Annotated in this window: 23 protein-coding genes; 12 read left to right on the top strand and 11 right to left on the bottom strand. The window is 70.7% G+C overall.

Going from position 1 to position 23,885, the window contains the following annotated elements; translation table 11 throughout:
• Positions 1-13 precede the first annotated feature (13 nt).
• The 4 genes from narI to ATL45_RS07730 are packed head-to-tail and all read right to left on the bottom strand — an operon-like array spanning position 14 to position 6,733.
• Positions 14-790, bottom strand: coding sequence for a respiratory nitrate reductase subunit gamma (gene narI, locus ATL45_RS07745; protein WP_093153080.1), 777 nt, complete (start codon positions 788-790; stop codon positions 14-16).
• Positions 787-1,407, bottom strand: a complete 621-nt coding sequence (gene narJ, locus ATL45_RS07740; RefSeq protein WP_093153082.1) for a nitrate reductase molybdenum cofactor assembly chaperone — start codon at positions 1,405-1,407, stop codon at positions 787-789. The genes narI and narJ overlap by 4 nt, the downstream gene beginning before the upstream one ends.
• Entirely contained in the window at positions 1,407-3,053 is a 1,647-nt protein-coding gene (narH, locus tag ATL45_RS07735; protein ID WP_093153085.1) for a nitrate reductase subunit beta, read from the bottom strand. The genes narJ and narH overlap by 1 nt, the downstream gene beginning before the upstream one ends.
• Positions 3,053-6,733: a nitrate reductase subunit alpha gene (locus tag ATL45_RS07730; protein WP_093153087.1), complete on the bottom strand. Its 3,681-nt coding sequence runs from the start codon at positions 6,731-6,733 to the stop codon at positions 3,053-3,055. The genes narH and ATL45_RS07730 overlap by 1 nt, the downstream gene beginning before the upstream one ends.
• A gap of 313 nt (positions 6,734-7,046) precedes the next feature.
• Between ATL45_RS07730 and ATL45_RS07725 the strand changes: the two genes are divergently transcribed.
• The 7 genes from ATL45_RS07725 to ATL45_RS07695 all read left to right on the top strand — a co-directional run bounded on the left by ATL45_RS07725 (position 7,047) and on the right by ATL45_RS07695 (position 14,113).
• The gene (locus ATL45_RS07725; RefSeq protein WP_093153494.1) at positions 7,047-8,258 is read left to right on the top strand and encodes an MFS transporter; all 1,212 of its coding nucleotides are present in this window, start codon (positions 7,047-7,049) and stop codon (positions 8,256-8,258) included.
• A 250-nt stretch (positions 8,259-8,508) separates the two neighbouring features.
• Complete coding sequence (locus ATL45_RS07720) at positions 8,509-9,030, top strand: YflT domain-containing protein (RefSeq protein WP_093153090.1); 522 nt, start codon at positions 8,509-8,511, stop codon at positions 9,028-9,030.
• Between the two features lie 180 nt (positions 9,031-9,210).
• Positions 9,211-9,681: a hypothetical protein gene (locus tag ATL45_RS07715; RefSeq protein WP_093153093.1), complete on the top strand. Its 471-nt coding sequence runs from the start codon at positions 9,211-9,213 to the stop codon at positions 9,679-9,681.
• 187 nt (positions 9,682-9,868) lie between these two features.
• Positions 9,869-11,167, top strand: coding sequence for an ABC transporter substrate-binding protein (locus ATL45_RS07710; RefSeq protein WP_170210196.1), 1,299 nt, complete (start codon positions 9,869-9,871; stop codon positions 11,165-11,167).
• On the top strand, positions 11,167-12,090 hold the full coding sequence (locus ATL45_RS07705) for a carbohydrate ABC transporter permease (protein ID WP_093153095.1): 924 nt from the start codon (positions 11,167-11,169) through the stop codon (positions 12,088-12,090). The genes ATL45_RS07710 and ATL45_RS07705 overlap by 1 nt, the downstream gene beginning before the upstream one ends.
• Positions 12,090-12,935, top strand: a complete 846-nt coding sequence (locus ATL45_RS07700) for a carbohydrate ABC transporter permease (protein ID WP_093153098.1) — start codon at positions 12,090-12,092, stop codon at positions 12,933-12,935. The genes ATL45_RS07705 and ATL45_RS07700 overlap by 1 nt, the downstream gene beginning before the upstream one ends.
• 5 nt (positions 12,936-12,940) lie before the next feature.
• On the top strand, positions 12,941-14,113 hold the full coding sequence (locus ATL45_RS07695) for an ABC transporter ATP-binding protein (RefSeq protein WP_093153100.1): 1,173 nt from the start codon (positions 12,941-12,943) through the stop codon (positions 14,111-14,113).
• On the opposite strand, the gene ATL45_RS07690 is transcribed toward ATL45_RS07695, so the two are convergent.
• The 5 genes from ATL45_RS07690 to ATL45_RS07675 form a co-directional block, all read right to left on the bottom strand.
• On the bottom strand, positions 14,106-14,579 hold the full coding sequence (locus tag ATL45_RS07690; RefSeq protein WP_093153103.1) for a CAP domain-containing protein: 474 nt from the start codon (positions 14,577-14,579) through the stop codon (positions 14,106-14,108). The two genes, ATL45_RS07695 and ATL45_RS07690, sit on opposite strands and share 8 nt — an antisense overlap.
• A gap of 134 nt (positions 14,580-14,713) precedes the next feature.
• Positions 14,714-14,845, bottom strand: coding sequence for a hypothetical protein (locus ATL45_RS39955; protein ID WP_256258383.1), 132 nt, complete (start codon positions 14,843-14,845; stop codon positions 14,714-14,716).
• Between the two features lie 45 nt (positions 14,846-14,890).
• Positions 14,891-15,082, bottom strand: coding sequence for a hypothetical protein (locus ATL45_RS38340; protein WP_143121646.1), 192 nt, complete (start codon positions 15,080-15,082; stop codon positions 14,891-14,893).
• Positions 15,083-15,222: 140 nt separating this feature from the next.
• Positions 15,223-16,302 carry a magnesium/cobalt transporter CorA gene (gene corA / locus ATL45_RS07680; protein WP_093153108.1) on the bottom strand — a complete coding sequence of 360 codons (1,080 nt, stop codon included), beginning with the start codon at positions 16,300-16,302 and terminating at the stop codon, positions 15,223-15,225.
• A gap of 405 nt (positions 16,303-16,707) precedes the next feature.
• Positions 16,708-17,136, bottom strand: coding sequence for an NUDIX hydrolase (locus tag ATL45_RS07675; RefSeq protein WP_177241989.1), 429 nt, complete (start codon positions 17,134-17,136; stop codon positions 16,708-16,710).
• Positions 17,137-17,282: 146 nt separating this feature from the next.
• Between ATL45_RS07675 and ATL45_RS38780 the strand changes: the two genes are divergently transcribed.
• The 5 genes from ATL45_RS38780 (at position 17,283) to ATL45_RS07655 (ending at position 20,489) form a co-directional block, all read left to right on the top strand.
• Positions 17,283-17,444 (top strand): hypothetical protein, encoded by a 162-nt coding sequence (locus ATL45_RS38780; RefSeq protein WP_170210195.1) that lies wholly within the window; start codon positions 17,283-17,285, stop codon positions 17,442-17,444.
• Between the two features lie 25 nt (positions 17,445-17,469).
• On the top strand, positions 17,470-18,042 hold the full coding sequence (locus ATL45_RS07670) for a PH domain-containing protein (protein ID WP_093153114.1): 573 nt from the start codon (positions 17,470-17,472) through the stop codon (positions 18,040-18,042).
• 87 nt (positions 18,043-18,129) lie between these two features.
• Positions 18,130-19,011, top strand: coding sequence for a PHP domain-containing protein (locus tag ATL45_RS07665; RefSeq protein WP_093153500.1), 882 nt, complete (start codon positions 18,130-18,132; stop codon positions 19,009-19,011).
• A 264-nt stretch (positions 19,012-19,275) separates the two neighbouring features.
• Positions 19,276-20,109: a RecB family exonuclease gene (locus ATL45_RS07660; protein ID WP_246025216.1), complete on the top strand. Its 834-nt coding sequence runs from the start codon at positions 19,276-19,278 to the stop codon at positions 20,107-20,109.
• Positions 20,109-20,489: a hypothetical protein gene (locus tag ATL45_RS07655; RefSeq protein ID WP_177241983.1), complete on the top strand. Its 381-nt coding sequence runs from the start codon at positions 20,109-20,111 to the stop codon at positions 20,487-20,489. The genes ATL45_RS07660 and ATL45_RS07655 overlap by 1 nt, the downstream gene beginning before the upstream one ends.
• A 6-nt stretch (positions 20,490-20,495) precedes the next feature.
• On the opposite strand, the gene ATL45_RS07650 is transcribed toward ATL45_RS07655, so the two are convergent.
• A complete protein-coding gene (locus ATL45_RS07650) occupies positions 20,496-21,704 on the bottom strand; it encodes an Rv3212 family protein (RefSeq protein WP_246025215.1) in 1,209 nt (402 codons plus the stop codon).
• 180 nt (positions 21,705-21,884) lie between these two features.
• Positions 21,885-23,450, bottom strand: coding sequence for a DEAD/DEAH box helicase (locus ATL45_RS07645; protein WP_246025214.1), 1,566 nt, complete (start codon positions 23,448-23,450; stop codon positions 21,885-21,887).
• Between the last annotated feature and the right edge of the window lie 435 nt (positions 23,451-23,885).

Genomic DNA, 23,885 nt, shown 5'->3' with positions numbered 1-23,885 from the left:
AGGCAAACCTAACTCATCGTTCGCGGGTGCGGTGCGGAGTGTCGTGCCCGGCCTCGCGCTGCCCCGGGACGCCGACCGGCTCCCAGCCGCGCCGGGCGCGTTCCGCGGTCCGGCTGCGGTAGACGACGTACGGGCGGAACAGGTACCGCACCGCGGCGAAACCGCTCAGCGCGTGCACCAGCCTGGTGAACGGGAACAGCGCGAACAGCAGCATGCCCACCAGCACGTGCGCCTTGAACGACCAGGGCACGTCCACCATCAGCGCCACCTCCGGCTGCAGCACGAAGATGCTGCGGAACCAGGGCGAGACGGTGGCCCGGTAGTCGTAGCCCTCGGTCACGCCGTTGGCCAGCACGGTGGTCAGCAGCCCGAGCAGGATCGCGCCGACCAGCACCAGGTACATCGCCTTGTCGTTCACGGTGGTCGCGGAGAACACCGGCCCGTTGCGGCGCCGCCGGTAGATCAGCAGCGCCACCCCGATCAGCGTGCACACCCCGGCCAGCGCGCCGAGCCCGACCGCGACCAAGTGGTAGAGCTGCTCGGACACGCCGAGCGCGGCGGTCCAGGACTCCGGGACGAGCAGGCCGATGACGTGCCCGACGATCACCACCAGCAGTCCGAAGTGGAACAGCGGGCTGGCGAACCGCAGCAGCCGCGACTCGTAGAGCTGCGAGGACCGGGTGGTCCAGCCGAACCGGTCGTAGTGCCAGCGCCACAACGACCCGACCACCAGCACCGCGATCACCACGTACGGCGCGGCGCCCCACAGCAGCACGTCCCACGTGCTCATCGCGGACCTCCGAACGGTTGCAGCGGCCCGGCCATCCCCACCGATTCCTGCGGCGGGCCGGTCGCGGCGATGCGCTTGGCCGAGCGCAGGGCTTCCGGCGTCGGCGCGGGCAGCGTTGCCAGCACCGCCTCGACGCCGTGCGCGTAGACCGTGCCCTGGTCGCGCAGGGCGGCGGCGAGCAGGGTGAGCCCGGCGTGGTGGTCGACCAGCAGCGCGGTGCCGCGTTCCTGGTCGGTGGTGGCGGCGAACTCCAGCACGACGGTCAGGTGGTCCGGCAGCTCGTCGGCCGGCGGCAGCACGCCCGCCGCCCGGTAGATCCGCTTGAAGTCCACGATCGCGCGGCCCCGGTTCCGGGTGTCGCCGGCCGTCCAGTAGCTGAGGTACTGGCAGCAGCGGCGGCGCAGGTCGAAGGTCTCGACGTAGTGCTGCTGCGCGGCCAGCAGCGACGCCGTCTCCAGGTGCCGCACCAGTTCCAGCAGTGGATCTCGTTGTGCGGCGGGGAGTTCCGCGCATCCCGCGCGCAGCAGCGGGAGTCGTTCGAGGAGTTCCTCGTCGGGGTAGGCGAGCAGGAACGCTGCGATCCGGTGGGTCAGCGCGCGTGAGCGGTCGAAGGTCATCAGCGGTCCTCGCCATCGGGCGGGAACAGGCCCTCGGGCGTGCCGCGGCCGTCCCAGTTGAGCAGGTTCACCCGGCGCGAGCCGTCCGGGGCGGTGAAGTGCTCCGAGCTCTGCCGCTGCTTGAGCAGGTGGAAGTTCTCCACCGCCATCGGCACCTGCGCCCCGGAGATCTCGCCGAACGGGCCGGACTCGTACATGCCCGGCCCGCCCTCGTAGTCCAGCGAGCAGCCGGGCTCGTCGAGCTGCCCGGCGAGTTCGGCGTGCGCCTGCGGGATGACGTAGCGCTCCTCGTACTTCGCCAGCGCCAGCAGCCGGTACATCCGCTCCACCTGCGGCACGTCCAGCCCGGCGGCCTCCGGGATGGCCGGATCCGGCGGACGGCCGAGGTTGATGTCGCGCATGTAGGCGCGCATCGCGCCGAGCTTGCGCAGCGCTGCGGTGACCGGTGCGGTGTCCCCGGCGGTGAACAGCTCGGCCAGGTACTCCACCGGGATCCGCAGCGCGTCGATCGCGCCGAAGAGGTTGCCCACGTCCTCGCCGTCGTGCCCGGTCTCCACCAGCTTGTCCACCACCGGCGACAGCGGCGGCACGTACCAGACCATCGGCAGCGTGCGGAATTCCGGGTGCAGCGGCAGGGCCACCCGGAAGTCCTTGATCAGCGCGTGGATCGGGGAGCGCTGCGCGGCCTCGACCCAGTCCGCGGGGATCCCGGCGCGACGCGCGGCGGTCACCACCTCCGGGTCGGCGGGGTCGAGCAGCACCTCCAGCTGCGCCGGGTACAGGTCGTGCTCGTCCGGCACCGAGGCCGCTTCGAGCACGCGATCGGCGTCGTAGAGCACCACGCCGAGGTACCGCAGCCGGCCGACGCAGGTCTCCGAGCACACCGTCGGCAGCCCGACCTCCATCCGCGGGTAGCACAGCGTGCACTTCTCGGCCTTGCCGGTGCGGTGGTTGAAGTAGACCTTCTTGTACGGGCAGCCGGTGACGCACATCCGCCAGCCGCGGCACTGGTCCTGATCGACCAGCACGATGCCGTCCTCGGAGCGCTTGTACATCGCGCCGGACGGGCAGGAGGCGACGCAGGACGGGTTGAGGCAGTGCTCGCAGATCCGCGGCAGGAAGAACATGAACGTCTCTTCGAAGGAGCGCCGCACCTCGTCGGACAGCCGCCGCAGCACCGGGTCCTGCCGGGTGAGCTCGGGCGATCCGGCCAGGCTGTCGTCCCAGTTGGCGCTCCAGGAGATCCGCATCGGCTCGCCGGAGATCAGCGACCGCGGCCGGGCCACCGGGATCTGGTCGCCGGCCGGTGCGGAGATCAGGTTGTCGTAGTCGTAGGTCCAGGGCTCGTAGTAGTCCTGGATGGCGGGCAGCTTCGGGTTGGCGAACAGCGACAGCAGCCGCTTGACCCGGCCGCCGCCGCGCAGCTTCAACCGCCCGCGGTGCAGCCGCCACCCGCCGCGCCACTTCTCCTGGTCCTCGTAGGTGCGCGGATATCCCTGCCCCGGACGGGTTTCCACGTTGTTGAACCACACGTACTCGACGCCGCCGCGGTTGGTCCACGCCTGCTTGCAGGTGACCGAGCAGGTGTGGCAGCCGATGCACTTGTCGAGGTTCATCACCATCGCGAGCTGGGCCATCACGCGCATCAGTACTCGACCTCCTGGCTGCGGCGGCGGATCACGGTGACCTCGTCGCGCTGGTTGCCGGTCGGGCCCAGGTAGTTGAACGCGAACGAGAGCTGGGCGTAGCCGCCGACGAGGTGGGTGGGCTTGAGCAGCAACCGGGTCAGCGAGTTGTGCATCCCGCCGCGCAGCCCGGAGATCTCCGACTTCGGCACGTCCACCACGCGGTCCTTGGCGTGGTAGACGTACACCGTGCCGGTCGGCATCTTCTGCGACACCACGGCTCTCGCCACCACCACGCCGTTGCGGTTGACCGCCTCGACCCAGTCGTTGTCGCGCACGCCGATCCGCTCCGCGTCGACTGGGCTCAGCCAAAGGTCGGGCCCGCCGCGCGAGAGCGCCAGCATCAGCAGGTTGTCCTGGTACTCGGAGTGGATCGACCACTTCGAGTGCGGCGTCAGGTAGCGCACCGAAACCGCTGCGCTGTCAGGAGATTCCGGCTCGCCGAACAGCCGGTGGATGTTCAGCGGCGGCCGGTAGACGGGCAGGCCCTCGCCGAGGTCGGCCATCCAGTCGTGGTCGAGGTAGAAGTGCTGGCGGCCGGTCAGGGTGTGCCAGGGCTTGAGGCGTTCGACGTTGACCACGAACGCGCTGTAGCGGCGCCCGCCGTGCTCGCTGCCGCTCCACTCCGGCGAGGTGATCACCGGCACCGGGCGGGCCTGGGTGTCGGCGAAGGTGATCCGCCTGCCCTCGTCGGCCTGCGCCAGGTCGGCCAGCCGCACTCCGGTGCGCCGTTCGAGCTCCCGGAACCCCGCCACCGCGATGCGGCCGTTGGTGGTGCCCGACAGCGCGAGGATCGCCTCGCAGGCGTCCACGTCCCGCGCCAGCGACGGCCGCCCGTCGGCCACCCCGCCCCGCACGGTGCCGTTCTGGTGCCGCAGCCGCTCGACCTCCTGGTCCGGGATGACGTGCCAGCCCTTGTTGCCCACGCCGAGCGTGTCCACCAGCGGCCCGAGCGCGGCCATCTTCGCCGCCACCGCCGGGTAGTCGCGCTCGACGACGACGAGCTTCGGCATCGTGACGCCCGGAACGGCCTCGATCTCGTTGCGGGTCCAGTCGCGCACGACACCGCCCGGGGTGGCGAGCTCGTCCGGCGTGTCGTGCAGCAGCGGGGCCGCCACCAGGTCCTCGCGCACGCCCAAGTGCGTCTCGGCGAGCTCGGAGAACTTGCGGGCGATGGCGTGGAAGGCGTCGAAATCGCTGCGGGTCTCCCACGGCGGGGCGATCGCCGGGGTGAAGGCGTGGACGAACGGGTGCATGTCGGTGGACGACAGGTCGTGCTTCTCGTACCAGGTGGCGGCCGGCAGCAGCACGTCGCTGAACAGGCCGGTGCTGGTCATCCGGAAGTCCAGCGAGAGCAGCAGGTCGAGCTTGCCCTCCGGGGCGCGCGGGTGCCAGCGGACGTCGTGCGGGCGCCGGCCCGGCGGCGCTTCCTCGGCCCGCAGCGCCGAATCGGTGCCCAGCAGGTGCTTGAGGAAGTACTCGTTGCCCTTCGCCGAGGAGCCCAGCAGGTTCGCCCGCCAGACGGTGACGATCCGCGGCCAGTTCGCCTCGTCGTCCGGGTCGGTGCAGGCGAACTTCAGCCGCCCGGAGCGCAGTTCGGCGATCACGTGCTCGGCCGGGTCCGCCTTGGCCGCGCGAGCCTCGGCGACCAGCTCCAGCGGGTTGCGGTCGAACGTCGGGTACGACGGCATCCAGCCCAGCCGCGCGGACTGGGCGATGCAGTCCGCCATCGACATGCCCCACAACTTCCCCGGGCCGAGCGGGTGGATCAGCTCCTCGGCGCCGAGCGCGTCGTAGCGCCACTGGTCGGTGGCCAGGTACCAGAACGCGGTGCCGATCATCTGGCGCGGCGGGCGGGCCCAGTCCGCCGCACCGGCCAGCGTCGCCCAGCCCGTCGCCGGGCGGCACTTCTCCTGCCCCACGTAGTGCGCCCAACCGCCGCCGTTGACGCCCTGGCAGCCGGTCAGCGTCAGCAGGGCCAGGAACGCGCGGTAGATCGTGTCGGAGTGGAACCAGTGATTGGTGCCCGCGCCCATCAGGATCATCGACCGACCACCGGATTCCTCGGCGTTGCGGGCGAATTCGCGGGCCACCCGGATCGCCTGCGCGGCCGGGACCCCGGTGATCTCCTCCTGCCACGCCGGGGTGTGCGGCCGCGGATCGTCCAGTCCGCGCGGCCACTCGCCCGGCAGGCCGGGCCGCCCGACGCCGTAGTCGGCCAGCACCAGGTCGAAGACGGTGGTGACCAGCCGGCCGCCGAGCCGGATCGCGGGCACGCCCCGGCGCAACCGGGCGCGGCGGTCGTCGGGCACGTCGAAGCGCGGGAGCTCGACGGCGACGGCCTCCGCCGCGGCGTGGTCGAGCAGGCTCAGCTGCGGCTGCACGTCGCCGAGGTCGAGGTTCCACCGCCCGGCGCTCGCCTCGTCGAAGCGGAAGCCGAGGCTGCCGCCCGGCACGTGCTCGCGGCCGGTGCGCTCGTCCACCAGCACCGGTTTGAAGCGGTCGTGCGCGCCGGTGGCGCCGAGATCGGCGGCGGTGACGAACTTGTCCGGCACCAGGCCCTCGCCGGTGTCCCGCAGCGCGACCAGGAACGGCAGGTCGGTGTAGCGGCGCGCGTAATCGGCGAAGCGCGGGGCCTGCCGCTGCACGAAGAAGTCGCGCAGGATCACGTGCCCCATCGCCATGGCCAGCGCGCCGTCGGTGCCGGGCTGCGGCGCCAGCCAGGTGTCGGCGAACTTGACGTTGTCGGCGTAGTCCGGCGAGACCACCACGACCTTCTGGCCCCGGTAGCGGGCCTCGGTCATGAAGTGCGCGTCCGGAGTGCGGGTGACCGGCACGTTCGAGCCCCACATCACCAGGTAGCTCGCGTTCCACCAGTCCGCCGACTCGGGCACGTCGGTCTGATCGCCGAACACCTGCGGCGAGGCCACCGGAAGATCGGCGTACCAGTCGTAGAACGACAGCATGGTGCCGCCGATCAGCGAGGTGAACCGCGCGCCTGCGGCGTGCGAGACCATCGACATCGCCGGGATCGGGGAGAACCCGGCGATCCGGTCCGGCCCGTATCGCCGGATCGTGTGGACGTGGGCGGCGGCGACGAGCTCCACGGCCTCGTCCCAGCTCGCCCGCACCAGCCCGCCCTTGCCGCGCGCCCGCTGGTAGCGCCGCCGCAGCTCGGGATCCTCCACAATGGACTCCCATGCGAGCACCGGATCTCCGGTGGCCGCCCTGGCGCGGCGGTACATCTCCAGCAGCACTCCGCGCACGTACGGGTAGCGCAGCCGGGTGGGCGAGTAGGTGTACCAGGAGAACGCGGCCCCGCGCGGGCAGCCCCGCGGCTCGTACTCGGGTGAATCCGGCCCGACCGACGGGTAATCGGTCTGCTGCGCCTCCCAGGTGATGACGCCGTCCTTGACGTAGACCTTCCACGAGCAGGAGCCGGTGCAGTTCACGCCGTGCGTGGAGCGCACCACCTTGTCGTGGCTCCACCGGTCCCGGTAGAAGACGTCGCCCTCGCGCCCGCCGACCAGTTCGAGGGTGCGCAGGTCGGCCGAGACCTCGCCGGGGGCGAGCAGCTTGCGGGTGCGCAGCAGCAGGTCGGAGACCGGCCCGTCGAGTCCCGCTTCCGGTCGCTTGGCCATTCGCCGGACTCCTTCGCGAGTCGCCGGGGTTGGTGACCGCCGCTGATCGCGCGTCGATTCGCCGCGCGCGACTGCGGCCCGCAAACTCGACGATTAGGCCGACCAGCGCAGCACGCAACTCGGCGACCGGCCGGCCACCGCCGGGTGTCGCGCACCCGAGAAAGCCCCGTTTCCCCTGGTCAAGCCCCGTGAGTGCTTTGAGCTGCTATAGCGCCACAAAGCACTCACGGGCCACCACCAGCGGAAACGGAGCCGACGAGGGCGATTTCGCGCGGAATCGCGCCGGAACGAACCGAGAGCCGAGGTGTTCGCAGTGGTCAGTCATCCCGCGCCCGCCCACCTCGGGCTGGCGGCCGAATCCGCCCAGAAGTGGATCGTGCTGGGCGTGTCGACCCTCGCGTTCGCGGTCAACTTCTGGGCCTGGGCGCTGCTCAGCCCGCTCGCCCCCGGCATCGGGCAGCGCCTCGGGCTGGCACCGTTCACCCAGTCGATCCTGGTGGCGCTGCCGGTGATCATCGGCTCCGTCGGCCGGATCCCGGTCGGCTCGCTCACCGACCGCTACGGCGCGCGGCCGATGTTCACCGCGCTCAGCCTGCTGACGATCGTGCCGGTGCTGCTGGTCGGGCTGTTCCCGGACGCGCTGCCGGTGCTGATGATCGGCGGCGTGCTGCTCGGCCTCGGCGGCACGACCTTCGCCGTCGGGGTCCCGGCGGTCAACGGTTGGTTCCCGCCGGCCAACCGTGGCACCGCGCTCGGCGTGTTCGGCGTCGGCACCGGCGGAACCGCCGTGGCCACGTTCAGCACGCTGCCGCTGGCCAGCGCCTACGGCCAGTTCGCCCCGTTCCTGGTCGTGTCGGTGGCGCTGGCCGTGGTGGCGGCGCTGTCCTGGGCGCTGCTGCGCGACCCGGCCGACCGCACGGCCCCGGCGGGATCGGCCTTCAGCCGCACCGTCGAGACCCTGCAGCTGGGCGTGACCTGGCAGCTCTCGGTGCTCTACGCGCTCACCTTCGGCGGCTTCGTGGCGTTCAGCGTCTACCTGCCCACCTACTTGAAGACCGCCTACGACCTGACAGCGGCGGACGCGTCGACGCGCACCGCCGGATTCGTGGTGCTGGCCGTGATCGCCCGGCCCATCGGCGGCTGGCTGTGCGACCGGGTGCACCCGGCGACCGTGCTCGGCGTGCTGTGCTCGCTGGCGGCGCTGCTGGCCGTGCTCGCCGCCTGCGAGTTCCCGCTGGTGCCGGTCGGCACGATCGCGTTCCTCGGGCTGGCCGCGGTGCTGGGTGCGGGCGCCGGAGCGGTGTTCGCGCTGGTCGCCAAGCTGGCCCCGGCGGACCAGGTGGGCGCGGTGACCGGACTGGTCGGCGCGGCGGGCGGCCTCGGCGGCTTCTTCCCGCCGCTGGTGATGGGTGCGATCTACGGCACGGCCGGGCAGTACACCTGGGGCTTCGCGCTGCTCGCGCTGGCCGCGGTGGGCTGCGCTGCGCTGGCGCTCACCGTGGTCCGCCGCGCTGCCGCGGCCTGAGAGGCTGCCTGGTCGGACATCAGGAGGCCCGGGTTCCGCCGAGCGACCACCCGCGGGGAACAGCCGCCACCAGGCACTGACGTCCTCGCCGCTCACCCGGTTGGGGATGCGTGTTGCGCGGGGTACCGACATGATCTCCGGGAAGCCCTCGCAGGGTAGCCTGATGGGGGAAGGGACATTGCGGCGGAATTCGGGCTCGCCCACCGTCGCGGTTCCGGCCTTGGCAGCACTTTTCACGGAGGTGTCAGCGGTGTCCAACCCATTCACCGGCGCGAGCCGGCCGACGCCGGGCACACCCAACCTGCCCACGCCGCCGAGCGGCTGGCCGATCGGCTCCTACGGCACTTACGAAGAGGCGCAGCGCGCCGTGGACCACCTCGCCGACAGCGACTTCCCGGTGCAGGAGGTGACCATCGTCGGCGTCGACCTGATGCTCGTCGAACGGGTCACCGGACGGCTGTCCTGGGGCCGGGTGCTGGGCGGCGGCGCGGCCTCCGGCGCCTGGTTCGGTCTGCTGGTGGGCCTGATCATGGGCATGTTCACCCCGCAGGGCAACTGGTTCGGCCCGGTGCTGGCCGGCCTCGGCGCGGGTGTGCTGTTCGGCCTGGTCTTCGCGGCGGTCGGCTACGCATCGACCCGGGGCCGCCGGGACTTCTCCTCGGCGAGCCAGCTGGTCGCGGGCCGCTACGACGTCCTGGCCCAACCCCGCCACGCGGAGCAAGGCCGAGACCTCCTCGCCAAGCTCGCGATGAAACCCCCGCCCACCCAGTAGGCGCGCAGTCCATCCCGGCGACGCCGGCGATCTGCGGATTCGACCAGAAGCGGACCCAGGACCCCGCGGGACAGCGGGAGCCTGGGTCTCTCGCTATTTCGGTGAACTCCTCCTCAAGGAGGAGACGATCCGTCCCTGGGCAGGAGGACGCGCAGCGCCCACCGCGAGATCGTTCAACGCATGCAGCGACAGACCATCGCCGCGCTGACCGCCTGCCTGGGCGGTCTCGCGTACACGACCTCGAAAGTGCTCCTCGCGATGCGGGCCGAGCTCGGCATCCACGGCTTCCCCGCCCCGGCCTCGTCCTACGCGGCCTGGCAACCCGAGCAGATCGCTCTCGCGCAACTGGGCAACGCGGCCGTCGGCCTGGTGACTGCGATCTGCGCGTTGCTGCTCCTCTGGGACGGGGCTGCCCGGGTCCGCGCCTTCCGGTGGCCGCTCATCGTCGTGTCCTGGCTGGGCATCGCCATGATGGCCGCCGGCGTGGTCGGGTTCTCCCTGCGTGCGTTCGGGGTTGTCCCGGCTCTCGGCCCGCCCGCGGTTGGATGGTCCACCTATTCGGCTCTGGCGGTCGGTGCGGTCTGGGTGGTGTCGTGGGCCATCGCCACGGTGGGGTTCACCAGGGGTCGACGGCTGACGACCGCCGGATGACGGCGCCGTTCGGCCGAGTTGCCCCTGCCGAACAAGGCAGCGCTGTGCGGCTTTCGGCGCATTGCCGGTTTCGCCGATATTCACGGGTTGGCAACAAGGGTCGCGGCGGCCTTGCCTCGATTGATCAAGAAGCCTAGCTTTCCAGCACCGGCTCACCGCCGGTGGTGGCAGGCGACGAAGCCCCGCGATGCTTGGTCGTGGCTGCGACCAGCAACCGGGAGGACCGATCGTGAGAGTTCGCCGCACACGCCGCGCGGCTGTGCTGGGGGCGTCGCTGGTGTGCGCATCCGCGCTGACCGCGTGTGCCCCGGCATCGAGCGCGAACACCGTGAACCTCTACAGCGCGCCCGAGGAGAACCTGCAGCAGAACGTGGATCGCTGCAACGCCGAGTCGGGCGGCCGCTACAACATCGTCTACCACAAGCTGCCCCGCGACGCCGACGGCCAGCGCGAGCAGATGGTGCGCCGCCTCGCCGCCGGTGACACCGGGCTGGACATCCTGTACCTGGACGTCACCTGGGTCGGCGAGTTCGCCGAGGCGAAGTGGATCCGGGAGTGGACCGGGCAGGACAAGGCGGACGTGGAGCGCGGCACCCTGCAGGGCCCGCTGCAGACCGCGACCTGGGACGGCAAGCTCTACGCGGCGCCGAAGAACACCAACGTGCAGCTGCTCTGGTACCGCAAGGACCTGGTGCCCGAACCGCCGGAGACCTGGCAGGAGATGATCGCAGGCGCCCAGCGCCTGAAGCAGGAGGGCAAGCCGCACTGGATCTCGCTCACCGGCGCGCAGTACGAGGGCGTGTACGTGCACTTCAACACGCTGGTCGAGTCGGCGGGCGGGCGCGTCATCTCCGAGGACGGCCGCACCGCCGTGGTCGACGACGGCGCGGTGCAGGCGATGCAGGCCCTGCGCGACCTCGGCACGGCGGGCGTGACCAGCGCGTCGATGAACAACGCCAAGGAGGACGACGCCCGGCAGGAGTTCGAGACCGGGCAGGCCGCGTTCCAGCTGAACTGGCCGTTCGTCTACGCCTCGATGGTGGAGAAGAAGCCCGAGCTGGTCGACAAGGTCGGCTGGGCGCGGCTGCCCGGCCTGCGGCCCGGGGTGCCGAGCAAGTCCACCATCGGCGGCGCCAACTACGCGGTGAGCAGCTACTCGACCAAGCCGGACCTGGCCTTCGAAGCCACCAAGTGCCTGCGCAACCCGGAGAGCCAGAAGTTCTCCGCGCTCAACGACGGCGTGCCGCCGACGATCGAGTCCGTCTACGCCGAGCCCGAGATGGCCGCCGAGTACCCGATGCGCGACACCATCCTGGAAGCCCTCAAGGACCCGGGCGTGCGGCCGGTGACCCCGGCCGCCCAGAACGTCTCCACGGTGCTGTCCAAGATGCTGTCCCCGATCGGTGAGATCGACCCGCAACCCACTGCGGTCCGGATGCGCACCGAGGTGCAGAACGCCTTGGAATCCAAGGGAGTGATGCCCTGATGGTGCAGCAGCAGGACGCCCTGCCAGTGGCGAAGGCGATCAGCGAGGGCAAGAAGGCGGAGCGCAAGCTCGGCTGGCTGCTCTGCGCCCCGGCCGCGCTGGTGATGCTCGCGGTCACCGGCTACCCGGTCCTCTACGCGCTGTGGCTGTCGTTCCAGCGCTTCGACCTGAAGTACCCGGACCAGCGCGAGTTCGTCGGGCTGGACAACTACATCACCGTGCTGGGCAACGGCTACTGGTGGACCGCCTTCGGGGTGACCGTGCTGGTCACCGTGGTGTCGGTGGCCATCGAGTTCGTGCTGGGCATGGGCCTGGCGCTGATCATGCACCGGGCGCTGGTCGGCCGCGGCCTGGTCCGCACCGTCACGCTCATCCCGTACGGGATCGTCACCGTGGTGGCGGCGTTCAGCTGGCGCTACGCGTGGACGCCGGACACCGGCTACCTGGCCAACGCGATCACCCCGGACGGCGCACCGCTGACCGAGCACGCCAGCGCGCTGGCCATCGTGGTCCTCGCCGAGGTCTGGAAGACCACGCCGTTCATGGCGCTGCTGCTGATGGCCGGGCTGGCGCTGGTGCCCGACGACCTGCTCAAGGCGGCGGCGATGGACGGCGCCGGCCCGTGGCAGCGGTTCGTGAAGGTGATGCTGCCGGTGATGAAGCCGGCCATCCTCGTCGCGGTGCTCTTCCGCACCCTCGACGCGTTCCGCGTCTTCGACAACATCGTGGTGCTCACCTCCGGCGCGCAGGACACCTCCTCGGTGTCGGTGCTGGCCTACAACAACCTGATCAAGGGATTGAACCTCGGGATCGGCTCCACCATGTCGGTGCTGATCTTCATCGCGGTCGCGCTCATCGCGTGGATCTTCGTCAAGCTCTTCGGCACGGCCGCGCCCGGTAGCGACGACAAGGGGAGGCGCTGATGGCGGGCGTGGGCGGGGCGGAGACCCCCGCGCGGAAGGCCAAGTGGACGGTGCTCAACGCCGTCGTCGTGGTCTACGCGCTGCTGCCGGTGCTGTGGATCCTGTCGCTGTCGTTCAAGACGCCCGAAACGCTGTCCGACGGCAACCTGATCCCGCGCGAGTGGACGCTGGAGAACTACGCGGCGATCTTCAGCACCACCGAGTTCACCCGCGCGCTGCTGAACTCCATCGGCATCGCGCTGATCGCCACCCTGATCGCGGTGGTGCTCGGCACCATGGCCGCCTACGCGATCGCCCGGCTCGACTTCCCCGGCAAGCGGCTGCTGGTCGGGGTGTCGCTGCTGATCGCGATGTTCCCGCAGGTGTCGCTGGTGTCCCCGCTGTTCGAGATCGAGCGGGTGCTGGGGCTGTTCGACACCTGGCCCGGGCTGATCCTGCCCTACATCACCTTCTCGCTGCCGCTGTCGATCTACACGCTGTCGGCGTTCTTCCGGGAGATCCCGTGGGAGCTGGAGAAGGCGGCGAAGATGGACGGCGCGACGCCCGGTCAGGCGTTCGCGAAGGTGATCGCACCGCTGGCCGCGCCGGGCGTGTTCACCACCGCGATCCTGGTGTTCATCTTCTGCTGGAACGACTTCCTGTTCGCGATCTCGCTGACCTCCACGGAGAACTCCCGGACGGTGCCGGTGGCGCTGCAGTTCTTCACCGGCAGCTCGCAGTTCGAGGACCCGACCGGGTCGATCTCCGCCGCGGCGGTGGTGATCACCGTTCCGATCATCTTGTTCGTGCTGTTCTTCCAGCGACGCATCGTGTCCGGACTGACCTCCGGCGCAGTGAAGGGGTAACCGAAGTGGCCGAGATCGTGCTGGACAAGGTGACCAAGCGCTATCCGGACGGGGCGCTGGCGGTCAACGAGGTGAACCTGGAGATCGCGGACGGCGAGTTCGTGATCCTGGTCGGCCCGTCCGGCTGCGGGAAGTCCACCACGCTGAACATGATCGCCGGTCTGGAGGACATCAGCGGCGGCGAGCTGCGCATCGGCGGGGAGCGGATGAACGAGCGCGCGCCGAAGGACCGCGACATCGCGATGGTGTTCCAGTCCTACGCTCTGTACCCGCACATGACGGTGTTCGAGAACATGGCGTTCCCGCTGCGGCTGGCCAAGGTCGACTCGACGACGGTGCGCACGAAGGTCGAGGAGGCGGCCAAGATCCTCGACCTGACCCAGCACCTGCAGCGCAAGCCGGCCAACCTCTCCGGCGGGCAGCGGCAGCGCGTCGCGATGGGCCGGGCGATCGTGCGCAGCCCCAAGGCCTTCCTGATGGACGAGCCGCTGTCCAATTTGGACGCCAAGCTGCGGGTGCAGATGCGGACCTCGGTGTCGAAGCTGCAGAAGCGGCTCGGCACCACGACGGTCTACGTCACCCACGACCAGACCGAGGCGATGACGCTGGGCGACCGCGTGGTGGTCCTGCGCGGCGGTGTGGTGCAGCAGGTGGGCGCGCCGCAGCACCTCTACGAGCACCCGGCGAACCTGTTCGTGGCGGGATTCATCGGCTCCCCGGCGATGAACTTCGTGCCGGTCGAGGCCGCCGAGGGCGTGCTGCGCAGCCCGCTCGGCGACGTGCCCCTGGGCGACCGCCTGCGCCGCGCCCTGGAAGCCGCGGACGCCCCGCGCGAGCTGGTCCTCGGCATCCGCCCGGAGCACTTCGAGGACGCCGCGCTGCTCGACGACGCAGCCCGGGCCTCGGGCGCGACGTTCCGCGGCGAGGTGGACGTGGTGGAGGAGATGGGCTCGGACAAGTACGTCTACTTCACCCTGCACGGCGGGCGAGCCAGCACGGCGGAGCTGGACGAGCTGGCCGCCGACAGCGGCACCTCCGAGGTCCCGACCGACGAGGGCCAGGTGGTCACCCGCCTCTCGGTGCAGTCCGGGGCCCGCGAGAACCAGGAGCTCGAAGTCTGGTTCGACCCCGACAAGATCCACCTCTTCGACCCCGGCACCGGCGCCACCCTCACCTGATCGGCGGGCGCCCGAAGTCCTGGGTCCAGTAGACGCGGAACTGGCTCGACGGGACGTCGACGTGGCCGATGCCGAGGTCGGTGAACTTGCAGTCGAGGATGTTGCCGCGGTGCACGGCGGTGTCCATCCACTTCTGGAAGACGACCTCGGCCGAGTCGTAGCCCGCGGCGATGTTCTCGCCGATGTAGTCGCCCGGGTAGCCCGCGGCGCTGGTGCGGCCCGCGGGCTGGCTGCCGTTGCTGCCGGTGTGGTCGAAGAAGTTCCGGTGCGCCATGTCGGCGCTGTGCCCGGTCGCCGCCTCGCCCAGATCGGTGTTCAGGCGCAGCGGCGGGCAGCCGGCGTCGGCCCGGGCGCCGTTGGTCAGGTCGAGCATCTGCTGCTCGGCCGACGGCGTTCTAGCCGCCGGGTGCAGCGTCCCGGCGCTGAACAGCGCCAGAACCGCGGCAGTTGCGCACAGAGCCGACATCCGCGACCACCCCCGCCGTTGGAAAGCCGTGTCCGGTGGGAGTTATAACCGCGAAACGATCGCAGTGCGCGTCGAGCCACCGAATTGCGGCCGACGCAGGCGCGTGCTTCTCCAGGCCACAGTGGACCAATCGATCAAGCCTGATTGGAGATCAGCACGAAGAGGGTGAAGATCCATCCCACGAGCAGGGCTACGAGGATGGTGAGCTTGTTGGTCATCAAGCGAGTCATGGCGGTGCCTCCGACGTGAACAACGAGGATCTGCAAGAGATTCGCCCTCACGATGTGGCCCGCGGTCGATCCCGGCAGGCGTCAGCGCACGGCGGCGCGTGGCGCGGCGGGAACCGCGTCCCACATCGCGCCGGGTTTTCGCTGCACCCACGAGGTGTGCCGGAACAACTGCTCCGCGATCTGCCTGCGCGTCAGCGGACTTCGCCGCGGTCGAGTCGCGGTGCTGAGGCGCCGATGCCTGACCCGCCCTTGGTGCTGCAGCAACAGGTGCATGACGACCTCCTCACGCGCGGACACCGCCCGAACGGGGCGGGCGGTGGAGAACGGCAGGTGGCGCGCCTGGAAGAAGACCGGGCGCGAAGTGACCCCGAACAGCGTATCGTCCGAGACCCGGACTTCGTTACCGAGTGCCATCACAGCCACTTGTTCCGCCGGAAGATCTTGAACAGCACCACGCAGGCGACCAGCATCACCACGAGCACTCCCGGATACCCGTAGATCCACTTCGTCTCCGGCATCGCGTCGAAGTTCATCCCGTAGATCCCGGCGATCATCGTCGGCGTCGAGATGATCGCGACCCACGCGGAGATCTTGCGCATGTCGGTGTTCTGCTGGAGCGTGATCTTGGCCAGCGTCGCGTCCACGAGCGTGGTCAGCAGCTCGTCGAAGGAGCCCACCATCTCCGAGACCTTCGCCAGGTGGTCCTCGACGTTGCGGAAGTAGGAGCGCACCTCGTCGGCGACCATCGGCGTGTAGCCCTCGGCCAGCCGCTGCATCGGCTTGGTCAGCGGCAGCACCGCCCGGCGCAGCTCCAGGACTTCGCGCTTCATCAGGTAGATCTGCTCGGCGTCGACCTTGGTGCGCGGCTCGAAGACGTCGGCCTCGATCTCGTCGATGTCGTCCTGGATGGCCTCGGTGACCTCCAGGTAGGTGTCCACCACGTGGTCGGCCACGCCGTGCAGCACCGCGGACGGGCCCAGCGCCAGCTGCTCCGGGTCGGCCTCCAGCTGGCTGCGCACCTGGCCGAGCCCGGCGTGCTTGCCGTGCCGGACGGTGATCACGAAGTCGCGGCCGAGGAACACCATCAGCTCACCGGTGTCGACGATCTCGCTGGTCGCCGACCGGCGGTCCGACGACAGGTAGCGGACCGTCTTGAGCACCATGAACAGCGTGTTGTCGTAGCGCTCCAGCTTCGGCCGCTGGTGGGCGTGCACGGCGTCCTCCACCGCGAGCTCGTGCAGCCCGAAGGTGTCGGCGAGCCCGTTGATCTGCTCCTCGGTGGGTTCGTGCAACCCGATCCAGACGAACCCGGTGCCGCGGCGGCGCACCTCCTCGACGGCGTCGGAGTGGTTCCAGCTGCCCTCGACGCGGTGCCCGTCGACGTAGATCGCGCAGTCCACCACGTAGTCGGACGTCGGCGCGGGCGCGCGGGGAGTGCTGCGGGGCGCACGGCTGCTTCGGTTGCGCAAACCGAGCGAGGGGAGGTTGGGCACGGCTGCCTCCAGGAGTCCGGGGCGCGATCCACCCGGGTGGATCGTCCGGGGGAAGGCGTGCTGCAGGGGTCTCGCTGCTCACGCATCCCGGCCGGGCCCGGGCCGGACTACCGGCGAACGGGCGCTCCGGCGGGGATGCGGTTGGTACTGCACGGAAGAGCGCTATCGGCGCTATTGCCCACGATCCCTCACCTCCTGCGGTCGTCCACCCGGTGCGGTGGTCCTCTCGTCGGCCAACCGGCAACGATACTCCGTCCGGGTACCGTCGCGGCAACCGCTCTCGCCGAACATCACGCCGCGCACCGGGTCGCGGGCGGAAACGGGTGAATTGGGCGATGTGGGCGAATGCGGTGCCGTCCGGGTCCGATTCGGACGTTCACGCTTAACCCGGTCGAATTCCGGCGATCACTCGTTGCGGGGTAAACAATCCCAGGCGTGCAGGCAGTCCGCCAAGCCCTCGGTCAGGGCGCCGTCGGCGTCGAGTGTGGCGAAAGTCGCACTGTCCGCCCAGATGGCATCGGCAGCATCGTCACCAGCGCAAAGGGTCCAGTCATTGGTCCGGCAGGAGTAGTCGAGGATCTCGTAGGTGCCCTGCGGCGCCGGCCGGAGGACGCGGCCGACGAGTGCACCCACGGTGACCGAAAGCCCGGTTTCCTCCTGGACTTCGCGCTGTACCGCCGAATGGTCGGTCTCGCCCTGCTCCACTCGGCCGCCCGGTAGCGACCACTTCCCGGCACTGGGTGCATGAGCGCGTTTGACCAGCAGCAACCGGCCGAGCGGGTCGTGAATCACGGCTCCGACGCAGCGGATCACAGGGTTCTCCGATACGATCATCGACACGGAGGGTAGTTGATCCGAGCCTGCTCGGAGACGACTGACCCAAGTGCGGTACAAAGCTGCCGTAAAGCGGCGAAGTGCGGTACAACGGATCAGCAAACGCCTGCGCTACTCAAGGGCATTTTCGGACGGGGTGCGTGACAGTGAACATCAAGAAAATCCTCACGTGGGCCGGAGTTGCTTTCGTTCTGTACTTCCTGTTCACCGCGCCGGTGCAAGCCGGTGGCGTGGTGACCGGCATCACGGATGGCCTGAAGGGCGCTGCTGAGGCCGTCATCACCTTCATGCAGAACCTCATCCAGTAAGCGCGAGCCGCGGGAGGCGGGTGCCTTGTTCGCTCCGAGGGATCCCGACGAGTACCTGCTGGACACCGAACGCAGGGTGATCCGCGTGCGGCGCCATTGGGCGTGCTTGCTGTGGGATCTCTTCGAGGCGATCGGCCTGCTCGTCGGCCTGGTGATGGTGTCCTACCTGCTGCCGGCGGGGAACGCCTGGTTGTTCCAGAACATCCTCTGGTACGCCGGACTGGTCGTGCTGGTGCGCTTCACCTACCAGGTGCTGGACTGGTACGTGGAACGCATCGTCGTCACGGACAAGCGGTTCCTGCTGACGACCGGCATCTTCACCACCAACGTGGCGATGATGCCGATCACCAAGGTCACCGACCTGACGTTCGCGCGAACCCTGATGGGCCGGGTCTTCGGATACGGCACGCTGGTCGTGGAGTCGGCCGGTCAGATCCAGGCGCTCAACCGCATCGAGTACGTGCCGAACCCGACCGAGGTCGAAGACGCGATCTCCGGCCTGGTCTTCGGTGACAAGAAGGGTCAGCAGCAGGACCGCTTCTCGATGCTCAAGGCACGCCGCGCCGCGGTGGGCAAGCGCAAGGCCGCCAAGCTCTGAGCGGAGATCGGCCCGGCGGGTGTTCGGCCCGCCGGGCCGCTCGCTGCCGGGACAGTGGTCGGCGGGCTTCATCGGGCATGGGTCACACTGGTGGGTGTGCGAATCGACCTGCACACGCATTCCACCGAGTCCGACGGCACCGACACACCGGCTGAGCTGGTGGCGACGGCCGTCGCGGCCGGGCTGGACGCCATCGCGATCACCGACCACGACACCACCGCGGGCTGGGCGGAAGCCGAGCGCGCGGTGCGCGAACTGGCTCAACCGGGCGGTTTTCGGCTGGTGCCGGGTGCCGAGCTCTCGTGCTCCTGCCCGGACGGCAACGGCCGGACGATCACGGTGCACCTGCTGGCGTACCTGTTCGCCCCGGACTCGGCCGCGCTCGTCGCCGAGCAGTCGCGGCTGCGCGCCGAGCGGCGGACGCGGTTGCACGAGATGGCCCGGCACATGGCCGCCGACGGCTTCCCGATCGATCCGGACGGGCTGATGGCCGGGCTGCCGCCGGATTCGCCGGGCGGTCGCCCGCACCTCGCGCGGGCGCTGGTCGACGCCGGGACGGTGGCCAGCGTCAACGAGGCGTTCGCCAGGTTCCTCGGTGGCAGCGGGCGGTACTACCTGCCGCGCACCGACACACCGGTGCACCGCGCGATCGAGATGATCGCCGATGCCGGCGGCGCGACGGTGCTGGCGCACCCCTTCGCGACGGCGCGCGGCCCGGTGGTGAGCGAGGAAGTGGTCGCGGAGCTGGCCGACCGCGGTCTGGCGGGCATCGAGATCGACCACCCCGACCACGACCCGGCGACGCGCGAGCGGTTGCGCGGACTGGCCGGCGAACTGGACCTGATCCCGACCGGGAGCAGCGACTACCACGGCACCAACAAGACGATCCGCATCGGCCAGGAGACGACCCCGCCCGACTCGCTGGACCGGCTGGTCGACCGGTGCACGGGCAGCAAGGTGATCGGCTGAGAGCCGATAGGTGTTTGCTCTGCGTGGGTGGTCGCTTGGCGGAACCTGAGTGCTTCCCTGGACCGCGGGTGCCCCTCCTGATGTATGTCCGATACACGGCGGAGGGGCCGTCCTCGCCAGGAAACCACTCAGAACCCGCCGGTGGCCGACCTGCGTGCGCACTCGAAGCGGCTGGCGCCGCTTGCACAGGCGCGGACGGCTACGCCGACAGTTCTGATCGGGGCCGGTCGAGGGGCAGCCGCAAAACTGCGTACTGTGGGTCGCGTGCAAGGGCAGCTAGGCCTTGAGGGCATTCCCAGCAAGTTGGTGCGGGTGACTCCGGCCCGCCTGTCGAACTGGCAGCAGTGCCCGCGCAAGTACCGCATGACCTACCTCGATCGTCCGACCCCGCCGCGCGCCGGTGCCCGGGCGAACGCCACGCTCGGCGCGGTGGTGCACAACGCGCTGCGGGCCTACTTCGACCTGCGCGTCGACCAGCGGTCGCCGGAGCGGGCCGCGATGCTGGTGCGGGAGCACTGGAAGTCCGACGGGTTCGCGGGCCCCGAGCAGGCCGCCGAATACCGGGAGCGGGCCCAGGAGTGGGTCCGCGGGTACGTGGCCGAGCTGCCTCCGGCCGAGACCCCGGTCGCGGTCGAGCGGTGGGTTTCCGCACCTGCCGGGTCGATCATCGCCGAAGGCCGGGTGGACCGCATCGACGAGCGCGACGGGGAACTCGTCGTCGTCGACTACAAGACCGGCAGGTACGGGCTCAGCGTCGACGACGCGCGGGAATCGCTGGCACTGGGTCTCTACGCCTTGGCCGTGCGCAAGCAGTTCCACCGGACCTGCCGCCGCGTCGAGCTGCACCACCTGCCCACCGGAACCGTCGCGAGCTGGGAGCACACCGCGGAATCGCTGGCCGCGCTGCGGGATCGGGCCGAGCAGCTGGCCGCTGAGTTCCAGAGCGCTGCCGACGAGCTGTCCTTCGGCGGTGATCCGGAGGCGCTGTTCCCGGTGCGGACCGGGCGGCACTGCTCGTGGTGCGAATTCCGGTCGCACTGCGCCGAGGGCAAGCAGGCGGCGCCGGATCTGCCGTCCTGGTCTGCGTTGGAAACCTGATGAGCAGGCGATTCGATTACGAGCAGCCGCGCGAGTCGCGGCAGTTCCGAACGCGGCCGATCCCCGTCGACGGAGCCCGGGGACGGCACTCGCGCCGGGCGCCCAGCCGGAGCGGGAGCGCGATCCGCGGGCTGAGCGGTGCACTGGCGGTGGGTTCCCTGGTGCTCGCGCTGGCGCTCGTCGGCGTGCAGTTCTGGGCGACGGGGCAGGGCCAGCAAGGGCCCGGTCTACCTGCGGTGATCTCCCAGCTGGTGACGTCGGTGGCGGCCGTGGCGGTGCAGGCTGTCGCCGATCGCCGCCGCGATCTGGTCGGTGGGCTGGCGACGCTGGGCGTGTTCGTCCTGGTGCTCGGCTCGCTGTGGTTCTGGTGGTGGGCCTGACGCCGGTCAGCGCAGGGCGACGAGGGTGTCGCCGCGCTGCTCCAGCACGACCGGGCCGACCGAGTTGAGCTGCACCGGGCCGGTGTAGCCGGCGCGGTCCACCGGGATCACCCGCTCGCGGTGGCCGGTGGCGGGATCCAGGACGGCGAGCCCGTCCAGCACCGGGACCAGCAGCTTCCCGCCGAACTCGATGCCCGGCCCGGTGGTGTCCGGGGCGGTCCACAGCGGGGCGAGGGTCGCCGGGTCGAGCGCGACGGTGTCCGCGCCGGTGTGCCAGTAGATCCGGTCCTCGACGGTGGTGGTCGACTCGACCTGCACGTTCGCCCGGAAGTCCGGGGTGCCGACGCGGACCGGGTAGTGCGCCACCTCGCGGCCGCTGTTGTCGAGCACGACCACCGCGGAGTGGTCGCGCTGCACCACGGCGACGTGCTCGTCGGTGACCGCGACGACTCCGGCCGAAGCGCTGCCCAGCCCGACGCTGAGGACTTCCTCCGGCTTCTCGTCGTCCTCCGGCCGGGTCTTGACGACCGTGACCCGGCCCAGCTCGCGCGGGCAGTTCTCGATCACCGCGGTGCGCTCGTCGCCGACTGCCAGGGAGGAGTACGTGCAGTCCGGGCGCTGCATGTTGTTGTCCGGGTTCTTGATGGCGGGCGGGATGCCGAACTGCTGGGTGCGCACCAGGTCCGAGCGCCAGGACTCGAAGGTCCGCTGCCCGGTGGCGGTCACGTAGGTGCCGTCGGAGAGCAGCTGGGTGCCCGGCTCGGCGTCGGAGTTGCGCTGCGGCCCGCGGACGCCGGTCGGCCCCCGCAGCGAGGTGACCTCGCTGCAGTTGAGGGACTTGCGGAAGACCGCGATCGCGCGGTCCCACTCGGCGCCGACCGTGCACAGTGGAATGTCGCGCGCGTAGCGCCAGGCGACCAGGCCTGTCGCCGGATGGCGCCCGAGGACCTCGTTGCCCGCCCCGGTCACCACCGCCGGGCCTGCGACCACGGGAACCGGGGTGGCGGGGCTCGGTGCCCGCCACGCCTCGGTCAGCGTTCCGGGAACGCTGTCGACCCACGGCGGATCCAGCACCGGGTGCGTGGCGACCTCGGAAACGGTGGCCCGGGCATCGCTGTTGATCCACAGCACCGTGCCGGTGACGACCACGGCCACCGCGATCAGCGCGACCACGACGAGATCGGTACGCGTACGCCGCTCCGGCCGGACCACCATCACTCCTAAAAAGGGCGAGCTCTCGTCGAGCGCGAGCTTAGTGCCTGTCCGCAACCGGGAGGTGCCCGCCGAGCTCACCGGCTCCTGAACTGGCAAGACCGCTGGTTTCGCGCGAAACCAGCGGTCTTCTCGTGGACCGGGTGGCGATCTCTGCCCGAAACCGCCACCCCGCGGTCTCCGCTACGCGCCGCCGCCTTCGGCGTTGCCGCTGCGCGCCGAGCCACCGGCTTCGCCGGCCTGCTCGCCGCCGCCCGGGCGACGCCTCCGGCGTCGGCGGCGCGGCCGCTCACCGGCGTCGGCTTCGCCGCCTGCGGCGGGCGCCTCCGGCGCCGGCGCGCTGGCCTCGGCTCCGCCGCCGCGGGTGCGACGGCGCTGCCGGGTGCGCGCGGGCCGGGTCTCGGCGTCGCTGTCCTGGCGAGCGCCGGTCTCGGCCTCGCCGCGCGACTCCTTGCCACCGCGGGTGCGGCGGCGGTTGCGCAGCGGGCGCTTGGCCTCGCCCTGCGTCTCCGGCTCGGCGTCCAGGCCTTCCCGGGTGCGCTTGGCCAGCGGCAGCCGGCCCGTCACGTCGGTCGGGATGTCGAGGTCGGTGAACAGGTGCGGCGAGGTGGAGTAGGTCTCCACCGGCTCCGGCTTGTCCAGGCCCAGCGTGTCGCTGATCAGCTTCCACCGGGGCTCTTCGTCCCAGTCGACCAGCGTGATCGCGACGCCCTCGCGGCCCGCCCGGCCGGTGCGGCCGATCCGGTGCACGTAGGTCTTCTCGTCGTCCGGGCACTGCAGGTTGATCACGTGCGTGACGCCGGCCACGTCGATGCCGCGGGCGGCCACGTCGGTGGCGACCAGCACGTCGACCTTGCCGGAGCGGAACGCGCGCAGCGCCTTCTCGCGGGCGCCCTGACCGAGGTCGCCGTGCACCGCGCCGGCCGCGAAGCCGCGCTCGGTGAGCTCGTCGGCCAGCTTCTGCGCCTGCCGCTTGGTGCGGCTGAAGATCATCGCCAGGCCGCGGCCCTCGGCCTGCAGGGCCTTGGCGATCAGCTCGCTCTTGTCCATCGAGTGCGCCCGGTAGACCAGCTGGTGGGTGCGCTCGTGGACCGCGCTCTCATCGGCCTGCTCCGCGCGGATGTGCGTGGGGCGGGTCATGAAGGTGCGGGCCAGGGTCAGGATCGGGCCCGGCATCGTGGCCGAGAACAGCATGGTCTGCCGCTGCTCGGGAACCATGCGCAGGATCCGCTCGATGTCCGGCAGGAAGCCCAGGTCGAGCATCTCGTCGGCCTCGTCGAGCACCAGCCCGCGGACCTTGCCGAGCACCAGGTGGCGCTGTTCGGCCAGGTCGAGCAGGCGGCCCGGGGTGCCGATGACCACGTCGACGCCCTTGCGCAGGGCGGAGATCTGCTCCTCGTACGGGCGGCCGCCGTAGACGGCGACGGTGCGCACGCCCAGGTGCTTGCCCGCGTCGGTGAGGTCGCGGGTGACCTGCAGGCACAGCTCGCGGGTGGGGACCACGACGAGCGCCTGCGGGGTGCCGTCGCCGGGCACCTCCACGCGGTGCAGCAGCGGGACGCCGAAGCCCAGCGTCTTGCCGGTGCCGGTGCGGGCTTGACCGATCAGGTCCTCGCCGCCCATCGCCAGCGGCAGGGTCAGCTCCTGGATGGCGAAGGTGCGCTCGATGCCCGCTTCGCTCAGCGCCCGGACGATGTCCGGGTGCACGTCCAGCTCGGCGAACGTCGGGGCTTCCGGGTTCGCGGCCACGGCCGGGGTGGTTTCCTCGGGGCTGCCGCCCCCGTTGGGATCTTCGAGGCCGTCGGGGGCCTGGCTGTTGGTGAACGTCAGAATGATCGCCTCTCTCGGTACCTGCGCGCTCGCGTCCCGGCTCGGGCCGATCCGTGGCGACGTCCTCCCGGCACCGCGGCCTGCCGTTTCCAGCCGCTCGCTGTGCTCGTGGTCACCGACGTGATGATGCGCGCCTTTGTTCGCTCAGCGGTGGTGATCCGCTGCGGTTCGTTCCTCTCGGCGTCGCGTGCGCCAAAGCCGGCGTGCGATCTCACGTGGGCCGCGTTCGCGCCGGCAGTGGTCCGGGGGCCGTCCCGCTCGGGCCTCGCTCGCCCGGATCGTGACGTTCGGGGAGCCAGCCCCGCGGTGCTCGACCGGTCCCGACCGGTGCGCCGCCCGCTGGACGCCGTAGCT

Origin of the sequence: Saccharopolyspora antimicrobica, from assembly GCF_003635025.1 — a bacterium.
Taxonomy (GTDB): domain Bacteria; phylum Actinomycetota; class Actinomycetes; order Mycobacteriales; family Pseudonocardiaceae; genus Saccharopolyspora; species Saccharopolyspora antimicrobica.
Note: the sequence above shows the minus strand (reverse complement) of the source record. Positions and strands in the feature narration are given on the sequence as shown.